The organism is Candidatus Fukatsuia endosymbiont of Tuberolachnus salignus (assembly GCF_964030845.1).
GTDB classification, from domain to species: domain Bacteria; phylum Pseudomonadota; class Gammaproteobacteria; order Enterobacterales; family Enterobacteriaceae; genus Fukatsuia; species Fukatsuia symbiotica.
Genome location: NZ_OZ034983.1, coordinates 141,516 through 154,688, shown reverse-complemented (window position 1 = coordinate 154,688; position 13,173 = coordinate 141,516). Strand labels below are relative to the sequence as shown.

Sequence of the window (13,173 nt, the reverse complement as noted above, 5' to 3'; positions counted from 1 at the left end):
ATTTTTTGATCCAATTCTGTTTTTGACAATAAAACCAAATTATTAAAATTCCTATCTATCAAGGCGACAGACGTTTGCAAGCAGCAGAGACACTCAATGGTTCGCCACTGCAACTGACTCATATGGTGTTAGGCAATGTTTTAACATCAATACCTGCCATTAAGCAGGCGATACAGGTTAGAAACGAAGTGTACCGTGCGCCTGTTGATCGTGTCGCCGTGGATACAGCAAAGAAAAGCGTCGTCTGTGAACTCATTGTGCCTGAGAATCAAAGAAATCAAACCATTCGTGAAATTGGTCTTTTGGAACACGAGACGCTGATGGCAATCGGTTATGCTTCCTCTCGTTATACACCGATGCAGCAGAAAGATGGCTCATGGATCTACATTGTCCATATTCCACTTGAGAATATCCCTGCTTCTGCTATTGAAACAGTGGATAACTTAATCAGTCTTGAGGTATCAGATACGCGTTATCTCGATGCAGCAGAAAATTTAAAAGATGTAACGAATAAAAATACTGCACGAGATAATCTTGGTTTAGGTTCTGCGGCGGTGAAAAATGCAGGTACGGGTAATACTGATTTAATTACCACGGGAGACGCAGAGAGCCGTTATCTCAATGCGGCAGATAATTTGAGTGATTTACCTGACAAAATCATAGCGCGAACCAATCTTGGACTTGGAGATGCCGCGACTAAAAAAGTGGGTGTGGATGATAACGATCTTGTTACAGCAGCCAATGCGTTGATTAGCAGATCAACTGTTCAAATTAGAGGTTCTGATATTAATGGAGATTTGAATAAACTCTTCACTCCTGGTATTTATTGTGTTGGGTTCATTAGTGAAATAGCTATTTTAAAAAATAATTTCCCTGAAGGGATCAGTAAATCGGGTTTTTTACTAGTGCTAAGGGGTGATTCTAGTAACTACTGCCAAATATATATAGAGGGTAATAATTCTAAAGGCATTTTCTGGCGTAATAAATGGAGTAATGGGAGTAATGGGAGTAATGGGAGTAATGGGAGTAATGGGAGTAATGGGAGTAATGGGAGTAATGGGAGTAATTGGACATCGTGGCACGAACTTATCACAGATGAAAATGCAGACAACCGCTATCTGAAAAACTCAGAAAATCTAGCCAATAACACAACTGCACGAACAAAACTTGGCCTGGGTACTGCAGCACTGAAAGATGCGGGCACAGGTAATACTGATTTAATTACCACGGGAGACGCAGATAGCCGTTATCTTAATGCTGCAGATAATTTGAGTGACCTATCTAATAAAACCACCGCGCGAACAAACCTGGAACTTGGAACAGCGGCAACGAAAGAGGTGGGTACTGGCGATGATCAGTTGGTCACAGGTAAAGATGCACTGGTTAGGCGGTCTTTTAAATTAATTAATGAGGTTGACGGTGATTTAGATAATCTTATCACACCTGGAATCTACAACCCTGGAGTAGTAGATAGAATCGATATCATTAAGAAAGGGTTACCGACGGGAGTATCTTCATCAGCTGGCTTCCTATTGGTACTTAGAAACAGTGAAGGTGGCAATTATTGCCAATTTTTTATAAGTGACAGCGCGAGTGGTAAAGCCGTCTACTATCGGAATAAATGGGGCACCAACAATTGGCAACCATGGTGTAAGCTGATCACAGATGGAAACTACAAAGATGATTTCAGTGCTAACACTAACGGCTATCAGAAATTCCCAAGCGGATTAATCATGCAATGGGGAAAAGCTCAGCAGACCACTCGTGGGCAAGTAATGGTAACCTGGCCCATGCCATTTCCTAGCACGGTATTATCTGTGACAGCTACCCCCATTTTGATTAACCCAAAAGGAGAAGACTGCATTGGTATCTATAGTTATACAAAAACAGGAGCGACTTTTTACCGTAGAGCTCAGTATGATAATGGCCTCCGTGTAGAAGCCGATTGGCCATTTTTATGGCAAGCGGTTGGGCACTGATCGTCGTAACCGATAAATTCTGTATTAAAAAACATCAATGCACTAAAACCGGTTTTCTCGCCGTCATCTTTTTGACGGTGAGCGATTCGTCGTGCGTGATGGCACAAACACCGTTCATTATTTCTTTATTTTTTCACTAAATGAGAGCATTCACTATGAGCTATAAAACCCCCAATGTGTACGTCGAAGAACAAGCCATTTTACCCCCTTCGGTGGCTGAAGTATCCACCGCCATTCCCGCCTTTATTGGTTATACCGCGCGTGCCGGGGCAAACAACGAACTAAAAGAGAAAGCGGTGCGCATTAGCAGTCTGCTCGCGTATCAGCGCCATTTTGGTGAGGCACCTTTGACTCACTTTGACGTTAAAGTGAATAACCAGAATGTTGTTGAAGTAAACCCTAAAAAAACAGTCGATTATTTCATGTATGACTGCCTGCGCCTTTATTTTGCTAATGGTGGGGGGGATTGTTACATTGTCTCCGTCGGTAATCATCAAGAAGAGATCAGCAAAATCGCCATAGAAAAGGGCATCGACGCCTTAGAAAAAGAAGATGAGCCGACATTAATCGTCATGACTGAGAGTGCCAATCTTTCAACAGAGGACTACGGGGCATTATGTCAAAAAGTATTAATGCACTGTGCAACATTAAAAGATCGCTTTGCTATTTTTGATGCCGGTGAAAATGATATTGATCAAGTCAAAACATTCAGAGAGAAGATTGGGACGAATAATTTAAAATACGGTGCCGCGTATTTTCCTTATCTCACGACGAATTTAGGCTATCACTATAGTGATGACTCCGTGGAAGTCACCGGAATCAGTGATCCCCGTACGCAAATAGGGCGTTATTCGTCTGGCGACAATGGCTTATTAGTGACCTATACCGGTAATCAAAGTGATGCGCCCAAGATAAAAATAAGTAAACACACCGATGCAGAAGAAAAGTCAATTAGTGTCGTTCCCAACAACAGCTTTGTTTTGGAAATCACCATCCCCAAGACTGGCGCTTCGGCGAAAGATATTGTTGCTATTTGGAATGGTCTCAGTGATAAAAAACAATTTAATATGGAGAACCAAGGCACCGGGGCAGATCTGATAGCACAAGAAATTACCTCACCGCAGGCGCTCACTTATGCGAGTGATACGCCCAGTGCTACACGCGAGAAGTTAAGTAAACTAAAAAGTAATAAAACCGCGCTTTATAACCAAATTAGAGCCAAGATTGACAATGAACGATTAACGTTACCCCCCAGTGCCGCGATAGCCGGCGTTTATGCCCGTATCGACAGAGAACGCGGTGTCTGGAAATCCCCCGCCAATGTGAGCTTAGTCGATGTGATCGGGCCGACGCTGAAGATTACCGATCAACAACAAGAAGACTTAAATGTCGATGCGACAGCGGGTAAATCCATCAACGCGATCCGCAGCTTTACCGGCAAGGGCACAATAGTTTGGGGGGCGAGAACCCTGGCGGGGAATGATAATGAGTGGCGTTATATTTCTGTGCGGCGTTTATTCAATCTTATTGAGGAGTCGTTGCAAAAATCCACGGCGTTTGCCGTGTTTGAGCCCAATAATGCCATGACCTGGCTGAAAGTGAGAACCCTAGCGCAAAGTTATCTCGACGACCTCTGGCGTAAAGGGGCGTTAGCCGGGGCGACACCCGAGGAAGCGTATTTTGTCAAAGCAGACCGCGGGCAAACGATGACCGAGCAAGACATTCTCGAAGGCAAATTGATTGTCGAAATCGGTGTGGCGGCGGTGCGTCCCGCTGAATTCATCGTGTTGCGCTTTGCGCATAAACTGCAGCAAGCCTAACGCTTTTCTTCTGTTTTTTCTTAAAGCGGCGGTTTGATTCACTGCCTCTTACCCTTTTTTTATTATTTTTAAGCTGGAGATGACCACCATGGCCACCACTGTCGCTGATATCAAAGCGGATTACCCCTTTTCTGTTTATCGTTTTAACGTAAGTATTATGGGTCTAGAAGACAAAGTCGGTTTTTCTGAAGTATCCGGGTTAGAAGTCGGGCATCAACCCATTACGTATAAAGATGGGTTGGGTTTTAAGCATATGCCGGGCATGCCAGAGCCTATCAAACTGACCTTAAAAAGAGGCCTGGTAAAGGGCAATTCTATCCTTTACGATTGGATGATCAGTGTCCGTTTGAATCGTGTTGAGAAACGCGATATCACCATTAGCCTACTGGATGAAGAAACCCATCCACTTGTGACTTGGACAGTACAAAGTGCGTTTCCCACCAAATTAGTCGCCCCGTCATTTAATGCGACCAGTAACGAAGTGGCCATTGAGACGCTAGAGCTTATGGCTGATAGTCTGCGTGTTGAGCATGCATGATAAGGCATAAGGCGTTAAAATAATGCTGTTACCCAATCTTTCTGCCATGGAGATAAACACGCCGCCCGTGAGCTACCGCTTCGCGGTGGTGTTTTATCCCTCAGGTCGCACACCCAATTTAGTCGATATGCGCTTTCAAAAGGTATCGGGGTTATCACTTGAGGTAAAGACCCACAAGATACAGGAGGGGGGCAACAATGTGGGTCATGCCGTATTACCCAGCGGCGTACGGTCGCCGACGTTACGACTCGAACGGGGCATGGTATTGCTATCGCCACTGAATACGGAGTTTAACAGCACACTGAGCTTTTTTCAGTTTAACCCTTGTCATGTCATGGTCACGTTACTCAATGAAACTTGTCTGCCCACCGCAGCCTGGCTATTTTTCAACGCGTTTCCCGTGGGCTGGCAATGTTCGGATCTGGACGCCAATGCCAATGTCATCCTGATCGATACTTTTGAGCTGGCGTATCAACGTCTGCAACCGTTGCGAGTGTAATGATGCCGATTGAAATCCGCGAGCTGATGATTAAAGCCACCCTGAGTGATCCGCCACATTTTAGCGGGGAAGCATCCCGATGGGTCGAAGAGGTGAATACGGAGGATCCGATCCTGCCTGAGCGGCAGGATCACGATCCCAGGGGGCGTCGGTTTATCGCCGCCCAGCTTGAACAGTTGCTGCCTGAACAAGTAGAGAAGCTGTTACGTGATCGATTTTCTGAACAAGCATTAACCGACCAGATAGTGCACATCTTGGCACGAATGAAGGAAAGGTAAAATATGAACCCACTGCAAGCATTGAAGTCTGCGATTAAATTAGAAAAGCTCACGCTCTACGCCTATGACTACGTTGAACGCAGCCAGAAGCAAAAAACAGCAGAATCCTTTGAAGCACGCTTTAATCCGGCGTCGTATTCCCTTTTTTTTAAAAATACCTTTTCGCACTTTGAACAAACTCAGTACCTCGGCGACACGTCACAATATTTGGCGGTGACCTTACTGCTCGATGGCACAGGGGCTGTAGCAGAGATGGGGCTTCATCCCGCGCCGCGCCAAGACGTGCAAAAGGAAGTGAAACGCTTTCTTAAGCTGACCTATGATATTTATGGTAAAACGCACGAAGCGAGATACCTCACGCTGGAATGGGGTCGCCTGAGTTTCGATTGCCGCTTGTACTCGGTTGACGTCAATTTTACCTTGTTCGATCGCGATGGATCGCCGTTACGTGCAGAGTTGGCTGCGGTCTTTATTCAAGATGTCGACAGTAAAAAACGGTTGTTATTGGAGGATAAACAGTCCCCTGATCTCAGTCACATCAAGTGGGTGACCAGCAGTGACAACCTGCCGTTGATTGCCTACCACGCTTATAATGACATTGACTATTATCTTCATTTAGCACAATGCAATCGCTTGGATAATTTTAGGCGGCTGCGCGTGGGTAGCACGTTAAACCTGCCTCCGGTCAGTGGACAGTGAATGATGAAAGGTGTCTATACCATTACGCTCTCCTGTCAGGGGAAAAAACTCACCTCACTGCAACGTCACATTGTGGCGTTAGAGGTGATACTGACGGTGAATAAAATACCGACGGCTCAGCTGGTGATAGCAGAACGCGGCCCGCCTGCAGAGCAACCGTTTCATTTGAGCCCAGGGGATTTTTTTAAACCGGGTCATCGCGTGGATATCCACTTACGTTATGAAGATGAACCCAAAAATGAAAAATTAATTTTTTCCGGTATCGTGGTTAAGCATAAAATTGCGTGGCATGATGATCACGGATCACGATTATCACTTGATCTCAAAAGCCAAGCGATTCGGCTGACAACGCGACGTAAAAGCGTCTTGTTTGAAAAGACCACGGATAAAGACATTATCACGCGCCTGATTAAACAAGGGGGACTCACCTTGAAAGGCGCTATAGGGAAAGCAGAGGTAAAACATCCCCAAATGGTGCAGTATCACTGTAGCGATTGGGATTTTATCTTGGCGCGCGCGACCGCGAATGGATTGTGGGTGTTATTTCATTACCTGGAAGGGAAAGAGCACATCCAGATTGTGGCACCCGATTTCAAACAGTCGCCTAAACAAGTGTTTAACGTGAATAACGTCGATCCACAGATCGTCATCCACAACGTGGAGCTTGAGGTGGATATTCGTCAGCAATTGAACAAGGTACGTGCTGCCCACTGGGATACGAAAAAATTAGCCTTGACTTGGGTCGACGCTCAGCAAACCAGTGTTAAACAAGGCACCGTCGATGCTGTGCAAGCCGCTCAGACCATCGGCGCGGATCCCTATCCGCTGGTGCATCTGGGCGGGGTGGCTCCTGAAGAGCTCCAGGCCTGCAGTAAGGCGATGCTGGATCAAGCGCGACTCACGCTATTGCGGGGCCGCTTTCAGATAAAAGGCAGAAAAAACATTACACTTGGTGAATGCATTGCCATTAAAGGTGTGGGAAGCTACTTTGAAGGCCATGCCATTGTCACCGGCATTCGTCATCAGCTCAATCGAGAAGGTTGGCAGACCCATGTGCAAGTGGGCCTCACCGAGGGAATGAGCCGTTCCTTCGAAATGTGTGATCCCGCTGCGGCAGGATTATTACCTGCCATCCAAGGTCTCCATGTCGGGATCGTGGTCGGGCACGCGAAAGAACAAAACCCGCAGTTTTGCCTCAAAGTCCATTTACCCCTATTGGAAGATAAAAATAAAGTGCTGTGGGCCCGGTTGGCATCGCCTTATGCGAGCGATAAAAAAGGCCTGGTGTTTCGACCTGAAGTGGGGGATGAAGTGGTGTTAGGGTTTTTTAATAATGACCCCCGCTATCCGGTTATTCTCGGTGCCATGCACAGTGAAAAAAATCCGCCACCGCTGGCTATGGAGAAAGACAATCATCAAAAAGGCATTGTGACGCAAGAGAACATGCAATTTTTAATGGATGATAAAGAGAAAACGCTGAAGTGGATGACCGCTAAAAATAATAGCGTGACGTTGGTCAGTGGCAAAAAATCCGGTATTTACTTGAAAGATCAACATAACAATCAGGTGAATTTAACGGAGCAAGGCATTGACATCAAACTTGATAAAAATTTGACGGCTGATACGGGTCAGAATGTGGTGATTAAAGGTAAAAAAATTGACTTTAAATAAAAGGGGCTGATAATGGTAAATGACCAGGCATTTTTAGGCCAAGGTTGGAGCTTTCCGCCCACCTTTTCACAGCAGGGGGCGGTACTGGAAGTGGTGTCGGGTGAAGAGGATATTCGGCAAAGCTTACGCATCCTGCTCTCGACTAATCTGCAAGAACGTGTGATGCAACCGACGTATGGCTGTGAACTGGGTCAGTTTGTATTCGAGGAAGTCACCCAGGGCTTGATCCATCGTCTGCAAAACATTATCAGTGACGCCGTGTTATACCATGAGCCCCGTATCCGACTCGATGAGGTCATCATCACGCCGCATGCGCAGACGTTACTACTGATCACCCTGAATTACACGCTACGCACCACCAATTCACGGAGCAATCTGGTGTATCCCTTTTATTTAACCGAAGCGACGCATTTGTCATTTTAAGATAATGCGTTCTATTTTTACTTTTTTGTAGATATTCGCATCTACATTTAAGGAGGATAAATATGAGTCAATTTGTAATAGAGACATCGGTGGAAATGTTGCCGAATGAATGGGGTGTGGTTATCCGTCGAAAAGGCGTCCCCACACTCACAATTAGCGCAAAGGTTTGCCGCATTTGATACAGAGAAACACGGGGTGAAGCGATGGCAACCGGCTGTATGGGTGCTGAAATAATTTGATGTGTCGGCTCTGGGAGGTTAACTATGTTAAATATCATCCTCGTTGATGGCGATAGCGTCTTGTTTATGCCGCTATTTGGCCAGGCGATGGTCGTAGTACGTCCTGGCAAACTGACAGCGAGCGGTAAATCCACTAGGAAAGGTAAAAAAATCGCCCTAGTAGGGGATGAAAAGCAGGTCTCTGTGGCAGGATGCGTCTATGTCACGCCGGTGTATAGTATTCCCGGCACCGGCACACTAAAAATTGCGGCATTGGCCGGTGATCAAAAAACACAGAAAGTCATGTGTTGCGGTAAGGCGATACTGCGTAAAGGTCAACGATTTACGGCGAAATTTGAGGTGCAAAACCCTGCCAAGCAACCGCCACCCGGTCCAGGCGCCCCCATCCCCGATCCTACCCCGAGCTACAATGGTAGCGGGATATTTCTGAACAGCCATGTTCATGCCAGCGCAAAATAATAACCCTCTCTTCTGAATACGCTACGTGCCTTCATTGAGGGCATTGCTGGCAGGCCGATGCTGCAATGACACAAAAACCGTATTCTTGAAATTTTTGGAAAAAATGACATGAAGCTTAACGCAGCATCCCAATATCGCGATGGCACCAGTCAACGCCATCGATTGTTGACCGCTCTGGCTCCGGATTATTTTGTTGTCGATGATCGCACATTGCATGATGTTATCCAGTTTGCTCAGGCGTATGCCAAAGAGCTTCGATTTTATGAGAGCGGACAAATTACCCCTACAGACTGGACCGGTTTTTTGCCTACGGATAAACAGTTTATTGAGGACGCCGTTCGTTTTATTAAGCAGCCGGAAGCCATTGTTGACCTGGATCGGCGAATGGCGTTGATGCAACCTCATCGGGTCTTGTTTTGGGTTTTTCTCTTATTGCTTCGTTACCCCCAGCAGCAATTGAACGCCCTCACGCAGCGTTATCTCGAGTTTTACTACCGAGACTGCCTACAATTAAGAGAAAAACCGCCCCAGCCGGATCGGGCGCATGTGATCTTCGAACTGGCGCCATCTCAGCAAGCCTATTGCCTTAAAGAAGGGATCTTACTCAGTACGGAGCAAGGTCAATCTGATAGCGCGGCGCCGATTTATCGTCTCGACCGAGATAGCGTGATCACCTCGGCACAAGTGGCTAAAATTTGTGCCTTGGCGCTTAAAAAAGAAGTGTACGACTTTGCGACTTTTTATCACCCGGGAAAAACCAGCGATAACGATTTTGCCGCTCTGTTGCAGTGGGTTTTAGAGAGAGCAGCGCAACAGGTGGCTATGCCCGCAGGTTTTGAGAACGCAGCGCCAACGCCTTCCATTGATTTGCCTTCGCTCAAAATGCTCGCTGAGCAAGATCAATTAAAAGGTAAACAAAAAGATTACATTGAAGAAGAGCTGGCTTTCCATGACGTGAACGATTTCAAAATGTGTTTGCAAGGGCATCGGTTGCAGACGGCAGAACAAACAGACCAGATTCACAAGATGATGGAACGTGTTTATCAAAAAAAAATAGCGCTCCAGCGATACCAGGCACTAGAACATAAACATCGTAATGGAAATTTTATCAACATGCTGGCCTTCGCGCTGGGTGCTCCATTACCGACATTGCCCCATCCGCACACTGCGATAACGTCCTTAAAAACCGATCTCACCCATCCTGCGGTCATGGATTATATTAATAAAAAACTCTATATGACGATTAAGGATTTTGAAAAAATCATCGATATCGTCATTAAAGCGCCTGACATCAATTCCAAGGATTGGAAGGAAGTGTATCAACTCGTCCAGGGTGCTCAGACCCTAAAGCAACGTTATCCCGATATTCGTATTGAAAAAACAACGCATCTGTGTACACGCGTTATGCTGGATGCTGAACTGAAGGAGCATAAGCCGTTTAAAACATTCGATTGGTCTGCAACCGATACCCCGGCTCTGCTCGGTTTTGCTGTCAGTTCGCCTTTATTACGCCTTGGTGAAGGGCGTAGGAAGATCACTTTAACAGTAGACTGTCAACGCGATACTTTTCACCTTGATCGGCTGAATAAATTTGTGCAACAGTCACCTTTCACTTTTCAATTAAGCGGCGCTGAAACCCATTTTGCTCCCTCGTCGGCGACAGTCACCGCAGGGCATTTTTTTTTGGCAACCGCCCTGGCGGAATACGATACGAATACGTTGGCTTTAATTTGCCGTTTTAAAGGTGAAAAGGGGCAATTCAACAGCGAGAGGGATAAGGATAATTATCTCCAATTTGAAGACGGGCAGCTTTATCAAATCACGGAGGTGATGAGTGCGCAACACGCTAAACTCCGCCCCGTCGGTTTTTTGCCGAGTAAAGGTTTCATTAAAAAATACCCTGAACTCACTCTGACGGGCACGGGCAGCCCTTTGTCAGGCTTGGCATTAGAAGAAATGCCTGTCACTGAAGGCATAGGCGGCAAAACGCGTAAAATCATCACGGCAAACAGCAATTTGTTTACCGTGAAAGATCATTTTAAACAGTACATTTTATGGACGGACGGGCGAGTTTATCGGATTGAACACCGGGTGAATGCCAATAAAATAGAAGTCGTTGAAGTGGCTTATTTACCGGATATAAAACCCAAACCCGCCGCGCCACGGCTGTATCCCGATATTCAATTGACGGAAACCGAAATACTCACGGGGTTAGTTATCGATGGCGTCGCTGCAAATAACGAGCAATTCACAGAAAAAGAGGTCGGTAATTGGTTGGTTTGGTCCAATGGGCAGGTCTTTGCTATTCAAAAACAGGTGGGGAACCAAGAAGTTAAAGTCGCTTGTAGAGGGCAATTACCTCCCAATACGAAGATTGAAAAATATGCTGCTGACGCCTTATTTTTAAATGGGCTTCAGTTTACATTCGATCTTAATGAAACGGCCCCGGCAATGACCGCTCCGCTAATCGATGTTAGCCATCAAGGGTTGACCGGTGTTGACCCGACGATAAAAATAACCCTCAAAGCCGGGGGTGACTACGATCTGTTTAAAATGATCATCGTAGAAAAATATAAGTTGGCGGTGAATGTGCAAGGGATTAAGGATGTAAAACGGAGAAACGATGCATCGCTGTTAACGAACACCGTTTTATTGCAGCCGTTTGGTGATCAACCTACCGCCCATGCCGGATTTTATTGGGCGCACTCAGAAATTTGTGATAAAGCGTTAGATTCACTGGATTTAGGCATCACCTGGTCAGGGTTACCCGAAGATTTTGGTACCCACTATGCGGCTTATAAAAAATTTTTAAGTAAAAAAATTGATAACACAAGCTTTCAAACCCAGTTAACCGTCGTGAACAACCGTGTCGTCACCGCCATTGGCACGCCACAATGCTTATTTTCCGTCGATCCGAACAGTAAAAAATTAACCGCCCACACCTGTCTGCAGTTTAAAAATTTACCGAAGCTGGGTGAGGAGGAGGTAAACCGCTTCACACACAACGACCCCGATGAAGAAGACCCTATGGCCTGGTCTCGCTATTTTAAACTCGCATTAACCGAGCAAGATTTTTTGCACGACCAATATGCTACGGTGCTCAACAAAAGCGCATTAGCACCGCCGACAAAAGGTGAAAGTGTGCCGGACGTCTATCCGCCTTATACGCCATTGATACGCGACTTGACGCTCAATTATACGGCTTCCGCGCTGATAAACCTGGCCCATCCTGCCCATAATGCAATCAATGAAGCACAATTATTTCAGCTACATCCCTTTGGAAGTAAGGTCTTGGGGCACAGCGTCAATCAGTTATTACCCCAATTTTCAGCCGCGGGTTATTTATATATGGGTCTGAAAGACGCAACCGTGCCGGCACCGCTCTCATTACTGTTTCAAATCATCCCGAGCGAAAGTGATAAGCTGGAAGAAAGCGCCGATATGACCTATCACTATTTAGGTCAACATGATTGGGTAGCAGCAGATAGCTCGACTTATTTTCATGATGAGACGAAAGGGTTGATGCACAGTGGGGTGATGTCGTTTCATCTGCCAGCGGCCGCCAGTCATGAAAATCCCCTTATGCCCACGGGTTTACACTGGTTGTGCGGCTCCGTTAATCAAGAGGTGGTATCGCCTCAGATTGTTGCGATTAAAACACAAGCGGCAACAGTCACGTTGGCAAAGGAGGCGAATGATGAACACTACCGCAAACCGTTGCCGGCTTATTCTATTAATCAACTTGTTACTGCCGATCCACAGATAAAAGCGGTCACACAACCCTACGCTTCATTTGGGGGGCGTGCCAGGGAAAATCATCAGGCTTTTTGGCAACGGACGAGTGAGCGATTACGTCATAAACAGCGCGCCATTTCCAGCTGGGATTATGAGCGCTTAGTGTTAGCGGCATTTCCACAGCTCTACAAAGTCAAGTGTTTAACGCAAACACAACTGAGTGCATCACCGTTAACGAAGGTCACTGTCGTGGTTATCCCCGACAATGCCAATAACAGCGAACCCTTTTTGCTGCTGAAACCCAAGGCCTCGCGTGACTTGCTGGAAGCAATCAAAGTTTATTTAAGCCAGTATATTTCGCCTTTCGTTGATTTGGAAGTGAAAAATCCAAGCTATGAACAAATAAAATACCGGGTCACTGTTCGCTTTAAAAAAGCCGATGAACCCGGTAATGATATTGCTGAACTCAATAAAGCGATTAAACGCTTTCTGTCACCTTGGGCCTATGAAAGTACCGCGGAGGTGACATTCGGTAGCTATATTCACAACTCATTGTTAATCCATTTTATTGAAAAACAGCCTTATGTCGATTACGTCGCCCAACTCAGACTCATTGAACACATCAAACTGGACAGTGATCTCACGGCTTCTAACACCGTTTATTCGATACTGGATGTGGATCAAGCGCAAGCGCAAGTGCACGCCCTCGATGCTGTCTTGGTTTCTGCACCGGAACATATTATCGAATTAGTGACAATGCATCAGCATGAAGATATTTATTTTGAAGGGATTGGTCACATTATCATTGAAACAGATTTCATCGTTCATTAAGG

At 46.0% G+C, this 13,173-nt stretch carries 10 protein-coding genes; all 10 read left to right on the top strand.

The features are described 5' to 3' along the window. Positions 1 to 74: 74 nt before the first annotated feature. Complete coding sequence (locus tag AAHH42_RS00760) at positions 75 to 1,979, top strand: gp53-like domain-containing protein (RefSeq protein WP_342221505.1); 1,905 nt, start codon at positions 75 to 77, stop codon at positions 1,977 to 1,979. A 155-nt stretch (positions 1,980 to 2,134) separates the two neighbouring features. After that, positions 2,135 to 3,799, top strand: coding sequence for a phage tail sheath family protein (locus AAHH42_RS00755; protein ID WP_119963696.1), 1,665 nt, complete (start codon positions 2,135 to 2,137; stop codon positions 3,797 to 3,799). A gap of 88 nt (positions 3,800 to 3,887) precedes the next feature. Next, positions 3,888 to 4,337 (top strand): phage tail protein, encoded by a 450-nt coding sequence (locus AAHH42_RS00750; protein WP_119797626.1) that lies wholly within the window; start codon positions 3,888 to 3,890, stop codon positions 4,335 to 4,337. A 22-nt stretch (positions 4,338 to 4,359) separates the two neighbouring features. Next, positions 4,360 to 4,836 (top strand): phage tail protein, encoded by a 477-nt coding sequence (locus AAHH42_RS00745; RefSeq protein ID WP_119797627.1) that lies wholly within the window; start codon positions 4,360 to 4,362, stop codon positions 4,834 to 4,836. Next, positions 4,836 to 5,114, top strand: coding sequence for a DUF5908 family protein (locus AAHH42_RS00740; protein WP_240313767.1), 279 nt, complete (start codon positions 4,836 to 4,838; stop codon positions 5,112 to 5,114). The genes AAHH42_RS00745 and AAHH42_RS00740 overlap by 1 nt, the downstream gene beginning before the upstream one ends. Positions 5,115 to 5,117: 3 nt before the next feature. After that, positions 5,118 to 5,813, top strand: coding sequence for a hypothetical protein (locus AAHH42_RS00735; protein ID WP_342221503.1), 696 nt, complete (start codon positions 5,118 to 5,120; stop codon positions 5,811 to 5,813). Next, the gene (vgrG, locus tag AAHH42_RS00730) at positions 5,814 to 7,484 is read left to right on the top strand and encodes a type VI secretion system tip protein VgrG (RefSeq protein ID WP_342221502.1); all 1,671 of its coding nucleotides are present in this window, start codon (positions 5,814 to 5,816) and stop codon (positions 7,482 to 7,484) included. Between the two features lie 12 nt (positions 7,485 to 7,496). Continuing rightward, complete coding sequence (locus AAHH42_RS00725) at positions 7,497 to 7,907, top strand: GPW/gp25 family protein (protein ID WP_176488058.1); 411 nt, start codon at positions 7,497 to 7,499, stop codon at positions 7,905 to 7,907. A 263-nt stretch (positions 7,908 to 8,170) separates the two neighbouring features. Further along, complete coding sequence (locus AAHH42_RS00720; RefSeq protein WP_119963693.1) at positions 8,171 to 8,605, top strand: hypothetical protein; 435 nt, start codon at positions 8,171 to 8,173, stop codon at positions 8,603 to 8,605. A gap of 108 nt (positions 8,606 to 8,713) precedes the next feature. After that, positions 8,714 to 13,171, top strand: a complete 4,458-nt coding sequence (locus tag AAHH42_RS00715) for a baseplate J/gp47 family protein (protein ID WP_342221501.1) — start codon at positions 8,714 to 8,716, stop codon at positions 13,169 to 13,171. The last annotated feature ends 2 nt before the right edge of the window (positions 13,172 to 13,173 follow it).